The sequence below is a fragment of the Rhodococcus sp. NPDC079359 genome (assembly GCF_040702585.1).
Taxonomy (GTDB): domain Bacteria; phylum Actinomycetota; class Actinomycetes; order Mycobacteriales; family Mycobacteriaceae; genus Rhodococcoides.
In genome coordinates this window covers 122,998-146,019 of sequence record NZ_JBFBLH010000001.1, presented here as the reverse complement: position 1 = coordinate 146,019, position 23,022 = coordinate 122,998, and the positions used below count along the sequence as shown (strand labels likewise).

Genomic DNA, 23,022 nt, shown 5'->3' with positions numbered 1-23,022 from the left:
GCGTTCCGTACCGTTCGAAGTATGAAGCCGGTCGGAGCGTCGCCACGAACTGCAACCGCTGCCGTCGTCGCCCTGTCGATGACCGCTGCCCTGCTCGCCGGGTGCGCCCGATTCGACGACTCGAATGCGTCGCCGTTCACTCCTGCGCCGGAGGTGGGCGCGGCCGAACTGGAGCCGACGACCCCCAGCGAGACGACGCCGCCGTCCGATCCCGATGCACCGCCACCGCCGTCCGGTCCGTGTGTCGACCCCGATCCGGCGGTCATCGCGACGTGCCTGGACACCACGGGCGGGCTGGTAGCGCTCCCCGACGGGCAGTCGGCGCTGGTTGCCGAGCGTCGCACCGGCCGCATCATGGAGGTCGCCGCCGGCCGGACGCCGGTCGAGGTGGCTCGAATCGATGTCGACGGCACCGGCGACGGCGGCCTTCTCGACATCGCGTTGTCTCCGACGTACATCGAGGACGGGTTGCTCTACGCCCTCATCACCACATCCGCGGACACCAGGGTGGTCCGCCTGGCTCAGGGCGATGTACCCAAGGACATCCTGACCGGTATCCCCCGCGGCTCGACGGGCAATCGCGGGGCGATCGACTTCTACACGCCGAACGAACTGCTCGTCCTCACCGGCGACAACGGCGATCCGGGTGCGGCTGCCAGCCCGAACTCGCTGTCCGGCAAGTTGTTACGGGTGACCTCACTGTCCCCGACAACGAACCCGCCGCGACCGCAGATCGCGCTCAGCGGTATCGGTACGGCGGGCGACGTCTGCACCGACGGCACCGGAAACATCTACGTCACCGACCGCACCGCGCTCGAGGATCGCCTGCAGCGCATCGACTCACTGGGCGCAGTGTTCAACCCGGTGTGGACGTGGCCGGACCGTCCGGGTGTTGCCGGATGCGCAGCGGGAGAAGGTGGCGTGGCGGTTGCACTCACAACGGCCAAAGCTGTTGCAGCACTGACCACGGACGCGAACACCGGAGCTGTCTCGGCCGAACCGACACTGCTGATCCAGGACGAGTACGGCCAGTTGAACGGCGCGACGAGCTCGGCCGATGGACAGATTCTGGTGGGCACCGTCAACAAGAACGGTGCGGAGCCCGGACCCACCGACGACCGCGTCGTCAAAGTGCCGTTCCCCGGCGGCGGCGGAGGCGGCTTCGACTGAACGAGAAACGACCGAGGCCGAGCGCTCGATTGCGCTCGGCCTCGGTCGTTCTCCGTCGTGATCAGGGCTGGCCGCAGGCCTCTAGTACGAGTTCCTTGACGCGAGCGGCATCGGCTTGGCCGCGTGTCGCCTTCATCACCGCACCGACGATGGCCCCGGAGGCCTGAACCTTGCCGCTGCGGATCTTCTCGACCACACCGGGATTCGCTGCGAGCGCCTCGTCCACGGCGGCCTGCAACTTGGTGTCGTCCTTCTCCAGTACGAGATTGCGCGCAGCCATGACCTCTGCAGGCTCACCCTCGCCCGCCAGCACCCCGTCCACGACCTGACGGGCACCGTTGTTGTTGAGCTTGCCGTCCGCGACCAACGCCGCCACCTCGGCGACCTGAACCGGGGAGATGGACAGATCGGTCAGTTCGACGCCGGCGATGTTGGCCTGCTGCGCCAGGTACGACACCCACCACGACCGCGCCGCCTGCGCCGACGCACCCGCCTCGACCGTCGCCGCGACCAGCTCGAGCGCACCGGAATTCACCAGATCGCGCATCTCCTCGTCGGAGACACCCCACTCCTTCTGAATCCGACCGCGGCGCAACCACGGCAGCTCGGGCAACGTCGTCCGAAGCTCCTCGATCCAGGCCGCGTCGGGAGCGACGGGCGCAAGATCGGGCTCGGGGAAGTAGCGGTAGTCCTCGGCGGTCTCCTTCTTGCGGCCGGCGGTGGTGGTTCCGTCAGACTCCTGGAAGTGCCGAGTCTCCTGCGTCACCTCTCCGCCCGATTCGAGAACCGCTGCCTGACGCCGCATCTCGTACCGAACGGCAACCTCGACGCTCTTGAGCGAGTTGACGTTCTTCGTCTCGGTGCGCGTGCCGAATTCGGTTGCCGTCTTCTCCATCAGAGACACGTTGGCATCGCAGCGCAACGAGCCCTGATCCATCCGCACATCGGACACGTTCAGCGACTTCAACAGGTCGCGCAACGCGGTGACGTACGCCCGTGCGACCTCGGGCGCACGGGCACCGGTTCCGGTGATGGTCTTGGTCACGATCTCCACCAACGGAACCCCGGCACGGTTGTAATCGAGCAGCGAATGCGACGCCCCCTCGATACGGCCGGTCGCACCGCCCACGTGCGTCGACTTACCGGTGTCCTCCTCCATGTGCGCGCGCTCGATCTCGACTCGAAACGTACTGCCGTCGTCGAGCAGCACATCGAGGTAGCCCTCGGTGGCGATGGGCTCGTCGTACTGCGAGATCTGATAGTTCTTCGGCTGATCCGGGTAGAAGTAGTTCTTGCGAGCGAACCGTCCCCACGGGGTGATCGAGCAATTGAGCGCCAGCCCGATCCGAATCGCCGACTCCACCGCAGCCGAATTCACCACCGGAAGCGCGCCGGGAAGGCTCAGGCACACCGGGCACACCTGGGTGTTCGGCTCGGCACCGAATTCGGTGGGGCAGCCGCAGAACATCTTGGTCGCCGTGCCCAACTCCACGTGGACCTCCATGCCCAACACGGGGTCGAACTTGGCGAGCACATCGTCGTAATCGATCAGATCGACGGTTGCAGCAGTCATGGTCAGTAGTTTATGCATTGCACACGACGCGCGAGTAACCACGTGCACTCGTTACCGTGCACGGGTGACTCCCCCAGAGAAGCAGACACTGTCCATGACCGTGCTGATGACACCCGACATGGCCAACTTCTCGGGCAACGTCCACGGCGGCACGATCCTCAAGTTCCTGGACCAGGTGGCGTACGCCTGCGCCAGCCGCTACGCGGGGGCCTATGTCGTGACTCTGTCGGTCGATCGCGTCGTGTTTCGCGAACCCATCCACGTCGGAGAACTGGTCACGTTCTCTGCGTCGGTCAACTACACCGGCCGCACCTCCATGGAGGTCGGTATCCGCGTGGAAACCGAGAACATTCAGCGCGGTGAATTGCGCCACACCAACAGCTGCTACTTCACCATGGTCGCGATCGGCGACGACGGCAAGCCGAAGACATTGCCCCAGTTGACGCCGACCACCGAGGTCGGTGCTCAGCGCTTCGAGGCAGCGCGGCGACGGCGCGAACTACGCCGCGAGACCGAGGAACGCGAGGCCGAAATCCAGGAGGCTGCCGGTCGCATCTGACGGCTCACGCCGCCACACCGAATTCAGCCGAAGAACGCGGCGGCGTCGTCGTATCGGGTCTGCGGTACCCGCTTGAGTTGCTTGGTGGCCTCGGCCAGAGACACCAGGCCGATCTCGGTGCCGCGCAACGAGACCATCTTGCCGAAGTCTCCCGAATGCGCCGCATCGGTCGCGTTGACGCCGAATCGTGTTGCGAGAACACGGTCGTACGGCGTCGGCGTTCCACCGCGCTGGACATGGCCCAGCACCGTGGTGCGTACTTCCTTGTTGATACGGCGCTCGATCTCGACGCCGAGCTGGTGGGCAACTCCGGTGAATCGAACGTGGCCGAACTCGTCGATTCCGCCGTCGAGAAGCTGCATCGAGCCCTCGATCGGCTTGGCACCCTCGGCGACGACACAGATGAAGTGCGAGTCTCCGCGCTGAAAACGCTTGCGCACCAACGTGCACACCTCTTCGACGTCGAACGGCTGCTCGGGAATGAGCGTCATGTGCGAACCGGACGCCAGGCCGGCGTGCAGAGCGATCCACCCCGCGTGCCGACCCATCACCTCGACGAGCATCACGCGCTGATGGGATTCCGCGGTGCTGTGCAGTCGGTCGATCGCATCGGTGGCGATGGTCAGCGCCGTGTCGAAGCCGAATGTGACGTCGGTGCAATCGATGTCGTTGTCGATCGTCTTGGGCACGCCGACCACCGGCACACCCTCTTCCGACAACCACGCGGCAGCGGTGAGGGTTCCTTCGCCGCCGATCGGGATCAACACGTCGATGCCGTTGTCCTCGAGAGTCTGCTTGACCCGATCGAGTCCGGCGCGCAACACATCCGGATTGGTGCGTGCGGTGCCGAGCATCGTGCCGCCCTTGGTGAGCAACCGGTCGTTGCGGTCGTCGTTACGCAGTTGCACTCGACGGTCTTCGAGAAGACCTCGCCATCCGTCCTGGAAACCGACGACGGTGGAGCCGTACCGGGCGTCCGCGGTGCGTACGACTGCGCGGATCACCGCATTGAGACCTGGGCAATCGCCGCCTCCGGTCAGAACTCCGATGCGCATCGATTTTCGCCTCTCTGCTCGCAGGTCCGTGAAGCGGACCCGGTGACGGACGTCAGCCTAATCGGGCGTGGGATGCTGCGCGCGTCGGTACCGTTCGGTGCTCACTTCGTCGAGGCGAGGCCGTGCGTCAGTCGAGCAGACCCACACGCTCGCCGAGCCAGTCCATCTCCTGTTCCAGCGCCGGAGCCCAGACCTGCATCGAGTGTCCACCGGGCAGCTCGCTGTAGTGCGCGTCCACACCGGATGCCACTGCAGCCTCGAACGCACGCTCGGTCTGCGGCCGGAACTCTTCGTCGTCGGCACCCACGACGAAGGCACCGGCCGAATCGGGAAAGCTGTTGCGCGAGAGTATGTTCAGCGGCGTCGTGCGCTCGAAACACGCCTCGTTCGCCGGGGTGTCCGCGCCGTATGCCGCTGTAACGGACTCGCTTCTCGTGCCCCGACGTTGCTCGTCCTCACCCGAGATGTCGAGAAAGGTGGGGTACACCGACGGTGCTGTCACCGCCAGCTGCAGCGCGCACGTTCCCCCGTAGGAATACCCGCCGACCGCCCAGGCCCTCGGATCCGAGGACACCCGAAAATTCGACCGAATCCAGTGCGGCACATCGACCGACAAGTACGTCGCGGCATTTCCGAGATCCGAATCCATACACATCGGATTCGCCTCGGTGTCACCCAGACCGTCGGCCACCACGACGATCGGGGCCGCACCGCCGTGCCGCGCCGCGAAGGCGTCCATCGTCTGGGCCAGACGACCACCCTCGATCCAGTCGACGACGTGGCCGGGTTGGCCGGTGAGCAGCACCAGCACCGGTAGATCGCTCGCTCCGGCGTCGTACGACGCCGGAACGTAGACGGTGGCGGGCCGCGCGGCGAAGTGCGACACAGTGCCGGGCACGTCCACATCGACCAACCTGCCGGTGCCCTCGGTCACGGCCGGACGGTGGCCCAGCGCCACGGCCACCGTCGGGTATCGAGTGACGGTCAGATTGGTGAGCACCGTCGCCGCCAACAGAAGCGACGCCACGAGACCGAGAGCGCTCAGCGGGCCGAACACCGATCCCAGTGCTCGGCCTCGCCGGACCCGCAGGACGACAGCGACGGCCAGGACCGACGTCACGACAACGGCCGCCGTCGACGCGAGCACGGGCACTGCACCGGAGAGCAAGGGCAGATGAGCCAGATCGGCAGCCCACCGATGCAGCACCTCGAACTACCTCAGATCGCCGCGAGCGGCCTCGTATGCGGCACCGACGCGGTAGAGCCGCTCGTCCGCGAACGCCGGAGCCATGATCTGCAGACCCACGGGTAGTCCGTCCTCGGAGGCAAGACCCGACGGAACCGACATCGCGCAGTGACCGGCAAGGTTGGTCGGCAGCGTGCAGAGGTCGTTGAGGTACATCGCCATCGGGTCGCCGACCTTGTCCCCCAACGGGAATGCCGTCGTCGGGGTCGTCGGCGACACCAGCACGTCGACCTTCTCGTATGCGGCATCGAAGTCACGTGCGATGAGCGTGCGCACCTTCAGAGCAGAGCCGTAGTAGGCGTCGTAATATCCCGCGGAGAGGGCGTACGTCCCGATCATGATGCGACGCTTGACTTCCGGCCCGAACCCCTGCGCGCGCGTGGTGGCCATGACCTGCTCGGCGCTGTGCTTGCCGTCGTCCCCCGCACGCAATCCGTACCGCATGCCGTCGAACCGAGCCAGGTTGGACGACACCTCCGACGGAAGGATCAGGTAGTAAGCGGCCAGTGCATGCACGAAGTTGGGGCACGACACCTCGACCACCTCGGCACCGAGTTCGGTGAGTGCGGCGACCGCAGCATCGAACGACGAGATCACACCGGGCTGGTACTTGTCCGAGTGCAATTCCTTCACCACACCGACGCGCACGCCCGTCAGGTCACCGCGAGCACCCTCTCGTGCCGCTGCGACCACCGGTCGAACAGCCGTGTCGACCGATGTGGAGTCCCGCGCGTCGTATCCGGCGATGACCTCGTGCAGCAACGCGGTGTCGAGCACGGTCCGACCACACGGGCCACCCTGATCGAGTGACGAGGCACAGGCGATCAGTCCGTAGCGCGAGACGCTGCCGTAGGTCGGCTTGGTTCCCACGGTGCCGGTCAGAGCCGCCGGCTGACGGATCGATCCACCGGTGTCGGTGCCGATGGCCAGCGGGGCCTGGTACGACGCGAGCGCCGCAGCACTGCCGCCGCCGGAGCCGCCGGGGATGCGAGTGGTGTCCCAGGGGTTCTTGGTCGGTCCGTACGCCGAGTTCTCGGTGGACGAGCCCATCGCGAACTCGTCCATGTTCGTCTTGCCCAGCACCGGAATGCCCGCGGCCCGCAGCTTCGTGGTCAGCGTCGCGTCGTAGGGCGACATCCACCCGTCGAGAATCTTCGATCCGGCCGTCGTCGGCATGTCGGTCGTGGTGAACACGTCCTTGAGAGCAAGCGGCACGCCGGCCAGAGCCGAGGCAGGTGCGTGTCCCGCCGACAGTCCCGCATCGACGTCGGTCGCTGCTGCGAGTGCCTCGGCTCCTGCGACGTGCAGAAATGCGTGCAGGTCACCATCGACCTCGGAGATCCGGTCGAGATGCGCCTGGGTCACCTCGACGGCGCTGATCTCACGCGCGTGGATGCGGGTGGCGAGCTCGGACGCGTCGAGCTTCGTCAGGTCGGTCATTCGCTCTCTCCCAGAATCTGCGGCACCGCGAAACGGCCCTCCTCGGCGTTCGGTGCACCGGACAGCGATTGCTCCGGCGTCAGGCCTGGAACGATCACGTCGGGACGCGTCACGTTCACGATGTCACTGGGGTTGGCCGTCGGCGGAACGTCGTCCGTCGCCACTTCGGCCACTGCCTTGACGTGATGAAGAATCGAGTCCAACTGGCCGGCGAACTCGTCGAGTTCGGCGTCGCTGAGAGCCAAGCGCGACAGCCGGGCGAGGTGAGCGACCTCGTCGCGGGAGATGTCTGGCACCGCGTAGACCCCTTTCAGACGGTAGGAGCGGAGCCTGCAGAAGCGGCCCCGTATTCGTGCAGAGCGAACCTCACGGGTTCGCGAACGCGGTCCAGCCTAGTGCGTAGTGTTACGCGGGCTTCGCGCACTCCTCGTGGGCACAGCGGGTGTCGGAATTGTCACGGCCCGCGTTGCGCGACGTACCGGACAGGTCGAAGATGCAAGGATTGCTCGCGCCGGGGTGCACAGTGTTCCCTTCTGCCAGCCAGCAACGACCGCTGACGCTGGGGTGGCCGCAGTACGCCAGAAGTCGAAAGGGAGCGTGACATGTCCTACCTGCTCCGCGTCCAACTGCCGGATCGTCCGGGCAGCCTCGGATCGTTGGCCGTCGCGCTCGGTTCGGTCGGGGCGGACATCCTCTCCCTCGACGTCATCGAACGCGGCGACGGTTATGCGGTCGACGATCTGGTGGTCGACGTTGCTCCGGGTTCGCTTCCGGACACGCTGATCACGGCTGCCGAGAACCTCACCGATGTCCGGGTCGACTCCATCCGCCCATACACCGGCGTCCTCGACACGCATCGTGAACTGGAATTGATCGATCGCGTCGCCGCGGCGTCCGACGATCGACTTCAGGTGCTCGTCGACGGAGCTCCCCGCGTCCTCCGAGTGGGGTGGAGCACCGTCGTCGCCACCAACGCGCACGGCCCGTTCCGTCTGGTGGGCAGCTCGGGGGCTCCCGAGACTCACGCCGCCGAGCTGCCGTGGTTCCCGCTGAGCGCCCCCGCTGCTCTGGATTCCGACGCCGAGTGGGTGCCCCAGGTATGGCGCGACATGGACACCAAGATCGCCGCTGCTCCCCTCGGCACCACCGGCACCGTGCTGATGCTGGGCAGGCCTGGCGGCCCGGAGTTCAGACCCTCCGAGGTTGCCCGACTCGGTTATCTCGCCGGCATCGTCGCGACGGTACTGAACTGACGCGACTGAACTGACGCGACCGAACCGACGCGACCGAACGGACGCGTCCCGACCCGATCAATCCGCCGAATCGGGTTCTGATTCGGTCGGAGCCACCGCATCGGGTCCCTCGGTCAACAGCAGGGTGAAACCCGCTTCGTCGAGTACCGGCACGCCGAGCTCGATTGCCTTGTCGTGCTTGGACCCCGGAGCTTCGCCGACGACCACGAACGCCGTCTTCTTGGACACCGAACCTGCAGCCTTGCCACCTCGCAGCAGAATCGCTTCCTTGGCCTCGTCACGTGAGTAGGACGTCAGCGACCCGGTGACCACGATCGATAGCCCCTCCAGGTTCCGCTCGATCGACGCATCACGCTCGTCTTCCATCCGCACGCCCGCTGCCTGCCACTTGTCGACGATGGCGCGGTGCCAGTCGACCTCGAACCACTCGGAGACTGCGGCCGCGATGGTGCCACCCACCCCGTCGACCGCCGAGAGCTCCTCGACCGACGCCGCGCGTATCCGCTCGAGGCTGCCGAACTCCCCTGCCAGTGCTCGGGCTGCCGACGGCCCCACGTGCCGAATGGACAGACTGACCAGCACCCGCCACAGCGGCTGATTCCGTGCGGTGGCCAAGTTGTCGAGCAACTTTCGACCGGTGGCGGACAACGACCCGGATTTGGTGCGAAAGATCGCCGTCTTCATCAGGTCGTCCTCGGTGAGCGAGAACAGATCGCCCTCGTCCTCGATGGCGCCGGTGGCCAACAGGTCGGATGCGGCCTCGTACCCGAGGCCCTCGATGTCGAATCGCTGCCGCTCGGCGACGAAGAACACTCGCTCGCGGCGCTGCGCCGGGCAGAACTGCGAGTTGGGGCACCGCAGGTCGGCGTCACCCTCCTTGGCCGGGGCCAGTGGCGTCGAACACTCCGGGCACTCGGTGGGCATGACGAACTCGGTCTCATCGCCGGTCCTGGCGTCGACGACCGGGCCGAGAACCTCCGGAATGACCTCTCCCGCTTTGCGAATGGTCACGGTGTCACCGATCAGAACGCCCTTGCGCTTGACCTCCGAACCGTTGTGCAGCGTCGCCAGCGACACTGTGGACCCGGCCACGAGCACCGGCGTCATGTACGCGAACGGCGTCACTCGGCCCGTCCGGCCCACGCTGACGCGGATGTCGAGCAGCGTCGTGGTGACTTCCTCGGGTGGGTACTTGTACGCGATGGCCCACCGCGGCGCGCGAGACGTCGTCCCCAGTCGACGATGCAGCGACATGTCGTCGATCTTGACGACCAGGCCGTCGATTTCGTGTTCGACGTCGTGTCGGTGCTGGTCCCAGTAGACAACTTTCTCGACGACGGCGTCGACGCCCCGTACTCGGGTCGTGTGGGTGGAGATGGGCAGCCCCCAGGCGCGAAGCGCCTCGTACGCGTGCCACTGCGACTCCGGGGTGAAACCCACCATGCGACCGAAGCCGTGGCAGATCATTCCCAGACGTCGCTTGGAGGTGACCGCCGGATTCTTCTGTCGCAGCGACCCCGCCGCAGAGTTTCGTGGATTCGCGAACGGGGGCTTGCCCTCTGCCACGAGCGAGGCGTTGAGCGCCTGGAAATCCTCGAGCCGGAAGAAAACCTCGCCGCGCACTTCCAACAACTCCGGCACGGGGTACTGCTCGCTACCCGTCAGAGTGTCCGGGATGTCGTCGATCGTGCGTGCGTTGAGCGTCACGTCCTCACCGGTCCGCCCGTCACCTCGGGTGGCACCGCGCACGAGCGCCCCGTTCTCGTACACCAGATTCAGTGCAACGCCGTCGATCTTGACCTCGCACAGATACTCCAGATCAGGCCCTGCCTCGGTCTCGACTCTTTTGGCCCAGGCACGTAGCTCGTCGTGATCGAACACGTTGTCCAAGCTCAACATTCGCTCGAGATGGTCCACGGCGGTGAATTCCGTCGCGAAGCCACCCCCGACGAGTTGCGTCGGTGAATCCGCGGTGCGCAGATCCGGGTGTGCTTCTTCCAGCTCGTTCAGCTCACGCAGCAACGCGTCGAACTCGCCGTCGGACACGATCGGCGCGTCGCGCACGTAGTAGCGGAACTGATGACCGCGCACTTCCTCGGCCAGCATCTGCCATCGCTCACGATCGGCCGACGACGCGGCATCGAGTTCGACACCGACGGTCCCTGCGGTCTCGTCGTTTCCTGCGGGCGGTTCGGTCGCTTCGGGCACGTGTCGAAGATTATCCGAACCCACCGACAGAGAAGCACGGGCTGCAGCCCAGCGACTACCGCCCCAGCAGACCCAGCAACAGCGTCGCGGCGATGATCGCCACCGCGCAGACACCGGCGGTCAAGGCGAATCCGGTCACGAAGGAGTCGGCGTAGATTCCGCCGAGCACGGAGGCCATCACCGACAGCAGCACTCCGGCAGGCAGTCCACGTCGCTGAGCATCCGATAGCCGATACATCGCACGATCATCGCAGAGGTCCCACCCAGGCACACCGGCGCATCGAGCGACGTCGGTTCGAGGGCTCAGATCTCGTCGATGACCAAGCTGTTTCCCCCGGACTGCTTGGACCGGTACATCGCCGCGTCCGCCGTACGGGCTGCTCTGCCGACCACGGACTTCCCCACGTCCCACAGAGCCGAATCCTCGCGCAACAACGCCATTCCCACGCTGACGGTGACGGGGATGTCGTCGCGGTGGTCGCAGAGCACCCGAACCGCGTCGAAGCCGAGATCGACCATCCCCCGCGCATCACCGACCATGGCGACGAGGAACTCTTCTCCACCGGTTCGGGCGAGCACTCCGCCCTGATGCCGGACCAAGCGGCGCAGCCGATCGGCGACGCGCACGATCACTTCGTCGCCGCGGCTGTGCCCGAATCGGTCGTTGACGGACTTGAACTTGTCGATGTCGACAACCAGGAAGGCCATGGACATACCCCGCTTGCTGGCCTGATGCCACAGGTCCAGCAGTTCGCTGTCGATGCCGCGCCGGTTGTACACCCCGGTCAGCGGATCGAGAACCGATCGCTTGGCGTCGTTGGACAGCGTCGTCCACGCCACCTGAGCGAACACCGGTACACCGACGGTGGCGAGAAGGAGAACCACAGTGGCCGTCGCCACCGAAGGCCCGTCGATGTATTCGACCTCCCCGTTCATCACTGCCAGGAACACGCGGACGCCGAACCCGATGATGAACGTCGCGGTCCATACCAGGTGCGCCACCAGCAGTCGCGGACTGAGGAAGTAAGTGCAGAACGCCCCCGTGACGGCGAACAACACGGTTCCGATCAAGGACGCGACGGGTGCGTACAGAATCAACACCGAGGTCGTGAGAATGTCCCCGAAGGCCAGAAACGCGACGAAGAACTTCTTCCCGGGCAGCGGCCCGAACACACACCGCGCGGCGACGAACACCTGGGTGATGAGAACGAAGAGAACCCAGCCGATCGCCACACTGCCCTGAGGACCGAGATCGCTGAACAGCATCAGTATCGACGTGACGGCGTACAGCATCGTGGCGGTGCCGAACACGGCACGAATGATCCCGGTCAGCGGACGGGTCGATCTGTGATTGAGGATCCACTCGAAATCGTGCGGAGCCCGATACCAGTCGGAGGTGGCCGCGGCCAGTTTCGCCAGGAGACCTCGGCGGTGCCTGCCGGAACGCCGCAGGGAGGCAACCTCGTCGAAGTCGCGACCACCTGATGCCATTTCCGAACTCCCACGTATTCAACAGACCCCCAACGGCCATGTGAATAGTGTCACACCTGTTCGACGTACTAATAGTAGTGGGCTCGATCGTCCGGAGTCCGCGGTGTTTCACTCCGTCCGGCTGTGTGATCTCATAACGAATCGGGTGAATCTCCGAACGCGGCGGCCACGTCGCGGGCGAGTCCTGTTGCGCGACGGGCCCACTCCGGTGTGCTGCCCGCCAATCCACATGCAGGCGTCACAGAAATCCGGGAGGCCAGAACCGACCTGTCGAAACCGAGTCGGTCGATCAATGTGACACCCGGCTCGGCCAGTTCCCGCCATTGAGGCGGCCGCGCGGGGGCTTCGGACGGAATCAACCCGAGCATCAGTGTCTTGCCGGATTGCAGCAGCTCGCCGACTCCGTCGAAGTCGCTGCGGCGCAGCGCAGTCGCGTCGACGGAAACCGCAACGGCACGCGAACGGCGAAGAAGATCGAAGGGAACGTCGCCGTCGCAGCAATGCACCGCAACGGAAAGGTCGATCGTCTCGATCAGTGAATCCAGCAGGTCCAGAACGTCCGGTTCCGGGACTGCCCGCACCGAATCGAGGCCGGTGATGCCCGTCAGGCTACCGGCCAGAACGGCTGCGAGACTGGGTTCGTCGAGCTGAACGACGACCTCGACCCCGAGCCGACGCGTCATCTCCGCACAATGCAGACGCAGTCCTTCGCCGAGAGATTCGGCGAAATGCCGCAGCGCCCCGCGATCGGTCAGGGCCCGATGCCCGTGCCGAAGTTCGACCTGCGCTGCCATCGTGAACGGACCGGCGGCCTGGACCTTGATGGTGCGGCCACTACCGCGAAGGCCCGAGACCTCCCACAATTCCTCGAGCACATCGAGGTCCTCGGCCAGGAAATCGGTCGCCCGACGGCCGGCGAGCATAGGACGTGGCACGACGCGATAGCCGGAGGTGCGTACGTCGAGTTCGACGTCGACCATGATGGCGCCGGTGCGCCCGATCATGTCCGCGCCCAGACCGCGGGCCGGAAGTTCGACGATGTGCGGAAGCTCGGTGAACTCCCCTACGACGACCGCCGCGGCCTCACGGATGTCGGTGCCCGGCCACGAACCGATACCGGTCGCGAGCCCCGCGAAAACGCTCGGGGTCACTCGCGCTCGGATCGAGTGCCCGAGATGGTCGAGCTGCCGATGACGATGTCTCCGTGAATGTCCTTGCGGTACAGCACCGCTGCCTGCCCCTTGGCCACACCGGTCAGAGGAGCCCGCAGTTGGATCTCCATGCCGTCGCCCGCTGCCTCGGCGACGGCCTCGGTCAGTCCACCGTGCGCGCGAACCTGCACGACGCACTCGATGGGGCCGGTCGGGGCGGTGCCTTCGGTCCACACTGCGCGGTCACCGCTGATCGCCCAGACGTCGAGCTTCTGCGCGGAGCCGACCATGACCGTGCCACTGTCGGGTTCGATCGACGTCACGTAACGGGGACGGCCGTCGGCGGCCGGTCCTTCCACACCGAGACCCTTGCGTTGCCCGATGGTGAAGCCGTGCACGCCCTCGTGATCGGCCAGTTCGGCTCCGGTCTCGGAGTCGACGACCTTGCCCGGGCGCACGCCGATGCGCGCGCCCAGGAATGCCCGAGTGTCGCCAGAGGGGATGAAGCAGATGTCGTGACTGTCGGGCTTGTCGGCAACGGCCAACCCTCGCTCGGCAGCTTCCTCGCGAATCTCGGACTTCGGTGTGTCGCCGATGGGGAACATCGCACGCGAGAGCTGTGCCTGGTTCAGTACCGCCAACACGTACGACTGGTCCTTGTCCGCGTCCACGGCGCGTCGCAGGACGCCGTCGTGCAGTTGCGCGTAGTGCCCGGTCGCCACGGCGTCGAAGCCCAGCGCGAGAGCGCGGTCCGCCAGAGCGGAGAACTTGATCTTCTCGTTGCAGCGCAGGCACGGATTCGGGGTCTCGCCCGCGGCATAGGACGCGACGAAATCGTCGATGACGTCCTCTTTGAAGCGATCGGCGAAATCCCATACGTAGAAGGGGATTCCGAGTACGTCGGCAGCCCGACGAGCATCACCCGCGTCTTCCTTGGAACAGCAACCACGCGAACCGGTGCGCAGAGCTCCCGGAGCGGTCGACAGAGCCAGGTGCACGCCGACGACGTCGTGGCCCTCGTCCACGGCACGGGCCGCGGCCACGGCCGAGTCGACTCCCCCGCTCATAGCAGCCAGAACACGCATCAGCGATTTCCTCCTCGAGCTCCGACGCCGGCCAGTCCGGCGGCACGAGCACGTTCGACGACCTGCGGCAGAGCCGCAAGCACAGTGGTGACGTCCGATTCGGACGAGCCGGCTCCCAGCGAGAACCGCAGTGATCCACGGGCGACGGCCGGATCGCACCCGAGCGCAATCAGTACATGGCTGGCGCTGGCGACGCCTGCGGTGCACGCCGAGCCCGTCGAGCATTCTATGCCCGCCGCGTCGAGCAACATCAACAGCGAATCACCCTCGCACCCGGGAAAGGTGAAATGCACGTTCCCGGCCAGCCGGTCGTCGCCTTCCGGACCGTTGAGGATCGCGTCGGGAACGGCGTCTCGGATTCCGGCGATCAACCGATCTCGTAGTGCTCCGAGTTCTGCTCGGTGCCGCGCGGAGTCCTCGACGGTCGAACGCAGCGCAGCCGCCATCGCGACGACGCCTGCAGTGTCCGGAGTGCCCGATCGAACGTCTCGCTCGTGCCCCCCGCCGTGGAAGAGCGGAACACACGGGACCTGGCGGCCGAGCAACAACGCTCCGACGCCCTGGGGTCCGCCGAACTTGTGCGCGGCGATGCTGAGAGCGGACAGGCCGCTCTCGGAGAACCCGACGGGCAGATGCGGAACGGCCTGGACCGCATCGCTGTGCATCGGAACCCCGTATTCGGCGGCCACGGCTGCGAGCTCGGCGATCGGCATGACGGTGCCGATTTCGTTGTTGGCCCACATGATCGTCACCAACGCGGTCTCGTCGGCATGCAGGGCCAGCTCGGCGCGCAGGGCATCCGGGGTGACCCGCCCCTCGGCGTCGACCGGGAGCCACGTGACACTCGCACCGTCGTGTGCGACGAGCCACTCCACTGCGTCGAGCACCGCGTGATGTTCAACCGAGCTGGCGATGATCCTGATCAACGCCGCATCGGAGTCTCGACGGGCCGCGAAGATGCCCTTGACGGCGAGGTTGTCACTCTCGGTACCGCCTGAGGTGAAGATCACCTCGGACGGTCGCGCGCCCAGGTCCGCAGCAATCGACTCGCGGGATTCCTCCACCCGACGTCGAGCGGACCGACCGGAGGTGTGCAGCGAGGACGCGTTGCCCACCGTGGCGAACACAGATGTCATCGCCTCGATCGCGCTCGGCAACATCGGGGTCGTCGCTGCGTGATCGAGGTACACCGGTGGCCGCGGCGGGACGGGAGCAGTCGTACTGCGCACAGAAGGCATAACAGGCTAGACGATACCCGCTGCCGTGACCGCGGACCTACCTGCGCGAGGTGGGTCCGCGGTCACGGTGATCGATGCTCGGTCAGGCCGCCGCGACCTTCGGCGGCACCGGGCTGCGTTCGGCCTCGGCCACGACCTCGTGCACAGCGGGGTCGTAGACGTCGTCCCGGCGAATCGCCACCTCGCACCGCCGGGCGAGGTCGCGTCGATCGCCGCCGGGTGCCTCCGGGGCCGTGAACTCCACCTCGGCGCGCAGTCCTCGCAGTCGGAAGATCCGGCCGATCGACGCACCGATCGTTTCGTCTCCCACGAAGCACGTGGCGGTGGTCTGCTCGCCGGTCCGGTCGACGTAGCGCAGCCGAATCGGTTGTACCCAGGTCTCCGAATCGATCGCGGCCTGCAGCAGCGCCGGCCGTAGCGAGCCGTATGCACGACCACACCAGGTGGTGGCCTCGGGGAAGACGACGACCGACCCGCCTGCGCGCACACGATCGGCAACCTGATCGACGACGCCGGGGAGCTGATGCAGTCGAGCTCGATCGATCGGAAGTACCTTCATGGCCCGCGCCAGGCGACCGAGCAGCGGCCAGTCGATCAGGTCGGCACGCGCCACGAAGGTCGACGGCTGTACTGCCGTGAGCACGACGACGTCGGTCCAGGAGATGTGACCGGCGACGTGCAGTGCACCTGCGGCGGTGCGGGAGCGTTCGCGGTCGGAGCGAGCGTCGAGCACGGTCAGATCGATTCCGATGGCGAACAGCAGAGTGCGAGCACCGATCCGCGTCAGCGAGCGGCGAACCCGCGGGAACGGAACCCCGAGGACGACCAACACCGGCAGCAACCCGAAGGCCACCATCGCCAGTGCGATTCGGAGCGCGAGGACGATTCGTCCCACCGTCGGTGGGTTCTTCGGCAGACAGCCGTCACTGCACGGCGACGACGGCATCCACGCGTGCACGATCGGTCGTGTCACCGGACACCCGACTCGAACGTCGTTGCTGCCGAACGCAACCGGTCGAGATAGCGAGTGTTGGCCTCGTGCAGCCCGAGCAATGCGACGAAATCGGCGACACCGAATTCCGGATCATGAGCCGGCTCACCGCAGATGGAGGCACCGAGCCGGAGGTAGCCGTTCATCAACGGCGGCATCGACGTTCGCTTCGCGGGTTCGACGTCGATCAGATCCACCCCGTCGACGACGACCGGAGCGTACGGCCGGACCCGACGGTCGGGCGGCGTGGCGTGCTTGTCCAACAGGCGGTCTCGAACACCGCGAACGTTGGCCCCGATCGGATCCCCTGGTGCCGACTGCATGGGCACCGACACGCACCCCATGACCCACTCGTATCCCGTCACATCGAGGTAGTGCAGGATTCCGGCCCACATCAGCCCGAGCACGGACCCGGACCGGTGATCAGGATGAACTGCAGCCCTTCCCATTTCGACGATGTTCATGCCGACTGGATCGAGCGCGGAGATATCGAATTCGGTTGCCGTGTAGTACCCGCCGGCGGACACGGCGGCCTGCGGAGGCAACATGCGGTAGCAGCCGACGAACGTGTCGGTCCACTGGTCACGAACGAGCAGGTGATCACAGAATTCGTCGAACCGATCGGCGTCGAGGCCGTCGGTGTCGGTGGGAATGGAAAACCCCGGCTCGGAAGCGAACACCTCGTAGCGCAGACGCTGCGCGGCGAGTCGGTGCTCCGGGTCGGTGGACAACACCAGCGAATAACGGTCGGTGGCCGGGACGATCGATGCAGTCGAGCTCATGACGGAAGTGGTCATGAGGCGTGTCTAACGAGCGGGGAAGGCCACCGGGCATCGTCGGGGAAACGTGTCGGAAGAGTTTGTGTGAACAAGGTTGCGCTGCCCGAGACGACAGGCCCCCACCGCGCGAGCGGTGAGGGCCTGTCGTCGAACAGCGCTGAAGGCTATCCCTTGTGCTTCTTGACTGCCTCGGTCAGCTGCGGTGCGACGTTGAAGAGGTCACCGACGATGCCGTAGTCGGCGATCTCGAAGATGGGCGCTTCCTCGTCCTTGTTGACCGCGACGATCGTCTTCGAGGTCTGCATGCCTGCACGGTGCTGGATGGCTCCGGAGATACCCAGCGCGACGTACAGCTGCGGGGAGACGGTCTTGCCCGTCTGACCCACCTGGAACTGGCCGGGGTAGTAGCCGGAGTCGACAGCGGCGCGCGAGGCACCGACTGCGGCACCGAGCGAGTCGGCCAGACTCTCGACGACGGAGAACTTGTCGGCGCTGCCGACACCACGTCCACCGGACACGACGACCGATGCCTCGGTGAGCTCCGGACGGTCGCCGCCGACGATCGGGTCACGCGAGGTGACCTTGACGGCCCCTTCTTCCTGCGCGGGAACCTCGACGGTTTCGCGGGTGCCCGCTCCGGCCTTCGGCTCGGCCTCGACTGCACCGGGGCGCAGCGAGATGACCGGAACGTCGCCGTTGGCCTTGGCCTCGACGGTGAACGCGCCACCGAAGATGGAGTAGACGGCACTGCCGTCGCCGTTGATTGCGACGACGTCGTTGTGGTAGCCCGAGCCGAGGCGTGCTGCGAGTCGTCCCGCAACTTCCTTGCCCTCGATCGTGGCAGCGGTGATGATCGCTGCCGGCGAGACCGACTCCGCCAGTGCCGACAGCACGTCGACCTTCGGGGTGACGAGGAATCCGTCGACCGCGTCGGATTCGGCGGCGTAGATCTTCTCGGCACCGGCTTCGGTCAGTGCGTCGGCGACCTTGTCGGTGGTGCCGACCGGGCCGGTGACGACCGCGGACGGCTCACCCAGCGCACGAGCGGCGGTGATCAGCTCGGTGCTGACCTTCTTCAGTGTTCCCTCGACGTGCTCCACGAGCACGAGTACTTCTGCCATGACTTGCTCCTCGTTTGTCTTCGATTGCTCGGTGGGGCGGGATCAGATGATCTTCTGGCCGACGAGGTAGGTGGCGATCTTGTCGCCGCCGTCGCCCTCGTCGGTGAGCCGCTCGCCTGCAGTCTTGGGAGGCTTGGGGGTGGACGACGTGACGGTCGTTCCCGCGTTGTCGACGCCGACGATGCCGTCCTCGACACCGATGTCGGCGAGCGTGATGGTCTGCACCGTCTTCTTCTTGGCGGCCATGATGCCCTTGAAGGACGGGAAGCGCGGTTCGTTGATCTTCTCGGTGACGCTCACGATGGCGGGCAACGCGGCTTCGAGGCCGAAGATGCCTTCGTCGGTCTCCCGCTCGCCGGTGACCTTGCCGTCGGCTACGACGAGCTTGCGCATCTGCGTCAGGGCCGGGATCTGCAGGTATTCGGCGATGATCGCGGGAACGGCACCGGTGCGGCCGTCGGTGGCCTCGTTGCCGGCGATGATGAGATCGGCCGGCTCGTCGTTCTCGAATGCGACGTTGCCGAGCGCTGCGGCCAGCGCGTATCCGGTCTGGATCGCGTCGGAGCCGTGCAGGGTCGGGTCGTTGAGGTGCACTGCGCTGTCTGCACCCATCGACAAGGCCTTGCGAATGGCGTCGGTGGCGCGGTCGGGGCCTGCGGACAGAACCTTCACCTCACCGCCCTGGGCTTCCTTGATGAGCAGTGCTTCTTCGACGGCCCGCTCGTTGATCTCGTCGAGGACGGCGTCGGCAGCCTCGCGATCGAGGGTGTAGTCACCGTCGGTGAGCTTGCGCTCGGACCACGTGTCTGGAACCTGCTTGATCAAAACAACGATGTTCGTCATGGGTCTGCGTCGACCTCCTGGTCATGTTCTGCTGATCGTGAGTGTTCTAACGGTTGGTGCAGTACTGATTGGTGCAGTTCTACGGTCTGGGACGAGGTTACCTCACCGTAGTTACTCGTGGGTAACTTACCTCCCTGCCTGTCCGACCATACATCTGCACCCCGACTGTTATGGAGACCACGTTGGCTTACCTCCCGCGCGCCTCCACTAACCTTTCGGCGGTGAACGATTCATCGGCTCAGGCACCGGCACCGGAACCACTCCCCCTCACCGGAGAACGCACCGTGCCCGGCATCGCCGAGGAGAACTACTGGTTCCGCCGCCACGAGGTGGTCTACCGCGCACTCGTCGAGCGCTGCCGCGACCGAACGGTGCTCGAAGCAGGATCCGGAGAAGGCTACGGAGCCAACATGATTGCCGATGTCGCGTCGAACGTTCTCGGTCTCGACTACGACGCGTCGGCCGCCGCACACGTGCATGCCCGCTACCCGAAGGTGACCATGCTGCGTGGCAACCTCGACCGCCTGCCGTTGGCCGATTCCTCGATCGATGTCGTCGTCAATTTCCAGGTGATCGAGCACCTCTGGGACCAAGGTGCGTTCCTTGCCGAGGTGCACCGGGTACTCGCGCCCGGGGGCATTCTGTTGATCAGCACACCGAACCGCATCACGTTCTCGCCCGGCCGTGACACCCCGCTCAATCCCTTCCACACCCGCGAACTCGACGCGGCCGAACTCACCGAACTACTCGTGGACGCTCGGCTCGAGGTCGACGAACTCACCGGGGTCAGGCACGGACGCACTCTGGCCGCCCTCGATGCCAAGCACGGCGGCTCGTTCATCGACGCTCAGATCGAACGAGCACTGGCCGGCGAACCCTGGCCTGCCGAACTCACCGAGGACGTCGCGGCTGTCTCGATCGAGGATTTCGACATCACCGCCGACCGCATCGACGACAGCCTCGACCTGGTCGCCGTTGCCCGCAAGATCTCGAGCACGGTGATCGGGTGACATCCGGTGCCACCGTGCCGGGCATGTTCTCTCTCGTTCTGCACTCCCACCTTCCGTGGTTGGCCAATCACGGCAGGTGGCCGGTAGGCGAAGAGTGGCTGTATCAGTCCTGGGCCGACTGCTACCTGCCACTCACCGCGATGCTCGAGCAACTGGCCGAGGACGGTCACACCGACGTGCTGTCGCTGGGGATCACCCCGGTTCTGGCCGCTCAACTCGACGATCCACACTGCCTGTCCGGAATGCACCACTGGCTCGGGAACTGGCAGCTCAGGGCCCACGAGGCGACAGATCGCGACCTGTCCGTTCGTGAGCACCGAGGTTCTGCCGCCGCGCTCGATCGATTCGAGGCCCGGTGGCGACACGGCGGTTCGGCGGTACTCCGGCCGCTGGTCGACAACGGAACCGTCGAACTGCTGGGTGGGCCGCTGGCGCATCCGTTCCAGCCGCTGCTCGATCCGCGGCTTCGGCAGTTCTCACTGAGCGAAGGCCTGCTCGACGCCCGCTCCCGGTGGGGCACCGCGCCCCGAGGCATCTGGGCACCGGAATGCGGATTCACCCCCGGCATGGAAACCGAATACGCCGCCGCCGGGGTCTCGCACTTCATGGTCGACGGGCCCGCGATGCGTGGAGACACCTCCCTCGGCAGGCCGGTCTGGGACTCCGACGTCGTCGCGTTCGGACGCGACCTGCCGGTCAGCTACCGCGTCTGGTCACCGAAGTCCGGTTATCCCGGCCACGGTTCCTACCGGGATTTCCACACCTACGATCACGCGACCGGTCTCAAACCGGCACGGGTCACCGGCCGCTCGGTCGCGTCGAACGACAAGGCTCCCTACGATCCCGAGCGGGCGGCGGCGACGGTGGACCGTCACGTGGCCGACTTCGTCGATGTGGTTCGTCGGCGCCTGATCTCGGAGTCCGAGCGGATCGGTCGCGACGCCCTCGTCGTCGCGGCCTTCGACACCGAGCTGTTCGGGCACTGGTGGCACGAGGGTCCGCAGTGGCTCGGCAAGCTCATGCGCGCGCTACCCGCCGCGGGCATCACCGTCGGCACGCTCGGCGACGCCCGCGAGCAGGGATACGTCGGAGCGCCACTGGAACTGCAGGATTCGTCGTGGGGATCGGGTAAGGACTGGCGGGTGTGGGCGGGCGACGACGTCGCGGACCTGGTCGCGCTCAATGCCGAGGTCTCTCGGACCGCTCTCGACGCCGTCGATACCGCCCGAGCTGCACAGCGTCGCGCCGGTGGACCCGAACTCCGCAATCGCGTCAACGATCAGATACTGCGTGAGACACTGATGGCCGTGGCCAGCGACTGGGCATTCATGGTCAGCAAGGACTCCGCCGCAGGCTACGCGCGGGAACGGGCACACGTTCACGCACATGCGTTGCGTGAGATCGCGGCCGCGGCCGCAGGTGGGTCACCTGTCCGAGCGAACGAATTGGCTCGGCAGTGGAACCGCGCGGACGGGCTGTTTCCTGCGCTGGACGCACGCCGACTGCCCGGTGCACACGTCGGCGACGAGCGAGAAGATGCAGGGGGGCGTCGATGAAGATTCTGATGGTGTCGTGGGAGTACCCACCCGTGGTGGTGGGCGGCCTCGGTCGGCACGTTCATCACCTGGCAACCGAACTGGTCCGGTGCGGCCACGAGGTCGTGGTGCTGTCGCGTCGACCCACCGGAACCGACGCCGCCACCCACCCGACGTCTCACCACATCGAGGACGGGGTGCTCGTCGTCGCGGTGGCCGAGGACCCCGCTCACTTCGTCTTCGGGGAGGACATGCTCGCATGGACCCTCGCGATGGGGCACGCGATGGTGCGTGCCGGCGTCGCGCTGGGAAAGCCGGGACTGGGCGACGGCTGGCAACCCGACGTCGTTCATGCGCACGACTGGCTCGTCGCGCACCCGTCGATCGCACTCGCCGAGTTCTACGACGTACCGCTCGTCTCGACCATCCACGCCACCGAGGCCGGCCGCCACAGCGGCTGGATCTCCGGCCCCGTCAACCGTCAGGTGCACTCCGTCGAGTGGTGGCTCGCCAACGATTCCGATGCAGTGATCACCTGTTCGGGGTCGATGAAGGACGAGGTCACCACCCTGTTCGGAGTATCCGAGTCGGCGGTGACGGTGATTCGCAACGGAATCGACCGATCCACCTGGCACTTTCGTCGACGAGAGCCTCGATCGGAGCCGGCGAAGCTGCTCTACGTCGGCCGACTCGAGTACGAGAAGGGCATCCAGGATGCCATCGCCGCCCTGCCCCGCATCCGACGAAGCCACCCGGGTACCACCTTGCACATCGCCGGCGAGGGAACACAGTTCGCCTGGTTGGCAGGGCTGACGCGCACCCACCGGGTTGCGCGCGCAGTGTCGTTTCTGGGCAATCTGGACCACACCGAACTGCTCGGCTGGCTGCACGGAGCCGACGCCATCGTTCTACCCAGTCGATACGAACCGTTCGGCATCATCGCGCTGGAGGCTGCGGCTGCGGGTACCCCACTGGTCGCGTCCACCGCAGGCGGTCTGGGTGAAGCCATCGTCGACGGCGTGACCGGCCTGTCCTTCGAGCCCGGCGACGTCGGTGGGCTCGCTGCCGCCGTGCGGCGCGTTCTCGACAACGCGGACGCCGCGCAGGAACGAGCCGTGGCCGCCCGCGACCGGCTCACCGTGGATTTCGACTGGAAACACGTCGCCGAGTCGACGGCCCAGGTCTACCTGGAAGCCAAACGTAAGGTTCGGCATCCGCTGGCCCGCCCGCACATCGCCGAGCGCGCGCTCCCCGGCCGTACCTGAGCACACCGG

The 23,022-nt window shown here is 66.2% G+C and carries 21 protein-coding genes; 6 read left to right on the top strand and 15 right to left on the bottom strand.

Features of this window, described 5'->3' with window-relative positions; genetic code table 11:
* Positions 1-21 precede the first annotated feature (21 nt).
* A complete protein-coding gene (locus tag AB0362_RS00715; RefSeq protein WP_317809348.1) occupies positions 22-1,170 on the top strand; it encodes a PQQ-dependent sugar dehydrogenase in 1,149 nt (382 codons plus the stop codon).
* 61 nt (positions 1,171-1,231) lie between these two features.
* On the opposite strand, the gene gatB is transcribed toward AB0362_RS00715, so the two are convergent.
* Positions 1,232-2,743, bottom strand: coding sequence for an Asp-tRNA(Asn)/Glu-tRNA(Gln) amidotransferase subunit GatB (gene gatB / locus AB0362_RS00710; protein WP_317809346.1), 1,512 nt, complete (start codon positions 2,741-2,743; stop codon positions 1,232-1,234).
* A gap of 94 nt (positions 2,744-2,837) precedes the next feature.
* On the opposite strand from gatB, the gene AB0362_RS00705 reads away from it, so the two are divergent.
* Positions 2,838-3,302, top strand: a complete 465-nt coding sequence (locus AB0362_RS00705; protein ID WP_255183300.1) for an acyl-CoA thioesterase — start codon at positions 2,838-2,840, stop codon at positions 3,300-3,302.
* A gap of 23 nt (positions 3,303-3,325) precedes the next feature.
* Here AB0362_RS00705 and AB0362_RS00700 read toward each other — a convergent pair whose 3' ends face one another.
* The 4 genes from AB0362_RS00700 to gatC all read right to left on the bottom strand — a co-directional run bounded on the left by AB0362_RS00700 (position 3,326) and on the right by gatC (position 7,339).
* Positions 3,326-4,357: an ATP-dependent 6-phosphofructokinase gene (locus AB0362_RS00700; RefSeq protein WP_094642260.1), complete on the bottom strand. Its 1,032-nt coding sequence runs from the start codon at positions 4,355-4,357 to the stop codon at positions 3,326-3,328.
* 127 nt (positions 4,358-4,484) lie between these two features.
* On the bottom strand, positions 4,485-5,564 hold the full coding sequence (locus tag AB0362_RS00695) for an alpha/beta hydrolase-fold protein (protein WP_317809345.1): 1,080 nt from the start codon (positions 5,562-5,564) through the stop codon (positions 4,485-4,487).
* A gap of 6 nt (positions 5,565-5,570) precedes the next feature.
* Positions 5,571-7,043, bottom strand: coding sequence for an Asp-tRNA(Asn)/Glu-tRNA(Gln) amidotransferase subunit GatA (gatA, locus tag AB0362_RS00690; protein WP_317784139.1), 1,473 nt, complete (start codon positions 7,041-7,043; stop codon positions 5,571-5,573).
* Complete coding sequence (gene gatC, locus AB0362_RS00685) at positions 7,040-7,339, bottom strand: Asp-tRNA(Asn)/Glu-tRNA(Gln) amidotransferase subunit GatC (protein ID WP_068045762.1); 300 nt, start codon at positions 7,337-7,339, stop codon at positions 7,040-7,042. Before gatC ends, gatA begins: the two co-directional genes overlap by 4 nt.
* Before the next feature lie 306 nt (positions 7,340-7,645).
* Between gatC and AB0362_RS00680 the strand changes: the two genes are divergently transcribed.
* Entirely contained in the window at positions 7,646-8,296 is a 651-nt protein-coding gene (locus AB0362_RS00680; RefSeq protein ID WP_149405531.1) for an amino acid-binding protein, read from the top strand.
* Between the two features lie 57 nt (positions 8,297-8,353).
* Here the strand turns inward: AB0362_RS00680 and ligA are convergent, their stop codons facing one another.
* From ligA to AB0362_RS00630, 10 genes are all read right to left on the bottom strand, one after another.
* Positions 8,354-10,504, bottom strand: a complete 2,151-nt coding sequence (ligA, locus tag AB0362_RS00675) for an NAD-dependent DNA ligase LigA (RefSeq protein ID WP_317809344.1) — start codon at positions 10,502-10,504, stop codon at positions 8,354-8,356.
* A 55-nt stretch (positions 10,505-10,559) separates the two neighbouring features.
* On the bottom strand, positions 10,560-10,742 hold the full coding sequence (locus AB0362_RS00670) for a hypothetical protein (protein WP_068045768.1): 183 nt from the start codon (positions 10,740-10,742) through the stop codon (positions 10,560-10,562).
* Positions 10,743-10,807: 65 nt separating this feature from the next.
* On the bottom strand, positions 10,808-11,995 hold the full coding sequence (locus AB0362_RS00665; RefSeq protein WP_317809342.1) for a GGDEF domain-containing protein: 1,188 nt from the start codon (positions 11,993-11,995) through the stop codon (positions 10,808-10,810).
* Positions 11,996-12,126: 131 nt separating this feature from the next.
* Positions 12,127-13,146: a methionine synthase gene (locus AB0362_RS00660; protein WP_366234668.1), complete on the bottom strand. Its 1,020-nt coding sequence runs from the start codon at positions 13,144-13,146 to the stop codon at positions 12,127-12,129.
* Positions 13,143-14,231: a tRNA 2-thiouridine(34) synthase MnmA gene (mnmA, locus tag AB0362_RS00655; protein ID WP_121870206.1), complete on the bottom strand. Its 1,089-nt coding sequence runs from the start codon at positions 14,229-14,231 to the stop codon at positions 13,143-13,145. The genes AB0362_RS00660 and mnmA overlap by 4 nt, the downstream gene beginning before the upstream one ends.
* On the bottom strand, positions 14,231-15,469 hold the full coding sequence (locus AB0362_RS00650) for a cysteine desulfurase family protein (RefSeq protein ID WP_317532357.1): 1,239 nt from the start codon (positions 15,467-15,469) through the stop codon (positions 14,231-14,233). The genes mnmA and AB0362_RS00650 overlap by 1 nt, the downstream gene beginning before the upstream one ends.
* Before the next feature lie 82 nt (positions 15,470-15,551).
* Positions 15,552-16,442 carry a lysophospholipid acyltransferase family protein gene (locus AB0362_RS00645; RefSeq protein ID WP_255183285.1) on the bottom strand — a complete coding sequence of 297 codons (891 nt, stop codon included), beginning with the start codon at positions 16,440-16,442 and terminating at the stop codon, positions 15,552-15,554.
* Complete coding sequence (locus AB0362_RS00640; protein ID WP_317532356.1) at positions 16,439-17,257, bottom strand: GNAT family N-acyltransferase; 819 nt, start codon at positions 17,255-17,257, stop codon at positions 16,439-16,441. Before AB0362_RS00640 ends, AB0362_RS00645 begins: the two co-directional genes overlap by 4 nt.
* A 146-nt stretch (positions 17,258-17,403) precedes the next feature.
* On the bottom strand, positions 17,404-18,360 hold the full coding sequence (locus tag AB0362_RS00635; RefSeq protein WP_149405527.1) for an electron transfer flavoprotein subunit alpha/FixB family protein: 957 nt from the start codon (positions 18,358-18,360) through the stop codon (positions 17,404-17,406).
* A gap of 42 nt (positions 18,361-18,402) precedes the next feature.
* On the bottom strand, positions 18,403-19,203 hold the full coding sequence (locus tag AB0362_RS00630) for an electron transfer flavoprotein subunit beta/FixA family protein (protein ID WP_068045787.1): 801 nt from the start codon (positions 19,201-19,203) through the stop codon (positions 18,403-18,405).
* A gap of 170 nt (positions 19,204-19,373) precedes the next feature.
* Between AB0362_RS00630 and AB0362_RS00625 the strand changes: the two genes are divergently transcribed.
* From AB0362_RS00625 to AB0362_RS00615, 3 genes are read left to right on the top strand one after another with little or no spacing between them, the layout of a single operon-like run.
* Positions 19,374-20,213 (top strand): class I SAM-dependent methyltransferase, encoded by an 840-nt coding sequence (locus AB0362_RS00625; protein ID WP_317532355.1) that lies wholly within the window; start codon positions 19,374-19,376, stop codon positions 20,211-20,213.
* Positions 20,214-20,236: 23 nt separating this feature from the next.
* Entirely contained in the window at positions 20,237-21,769 is a 1,533-nt protein-coding gene (locus tag AB0362_RS00620; RefSeq protein ID WP_317532481.1) for a glycoside hydrolase family 57 protein, read from the top strand.
* The gene (locus AB0362_RS00615; protein WP_317532354.1) at positions 21,766-23,013 is read left to right on the top strand and encodes a glycosyltransferase family 4 protein; all 1,248 of its coding nucleotides are present in this window, start codon (positions 21,766-21,768) and stop codon (positions 23,011-23,013) included. Before AB0362_RS00620 ends, AB0362_RS00615 begins: the two co-directional genes overlap by 4 nt.
* Positions 23,014-23,022: the final 9 nt, after the last annotated feature.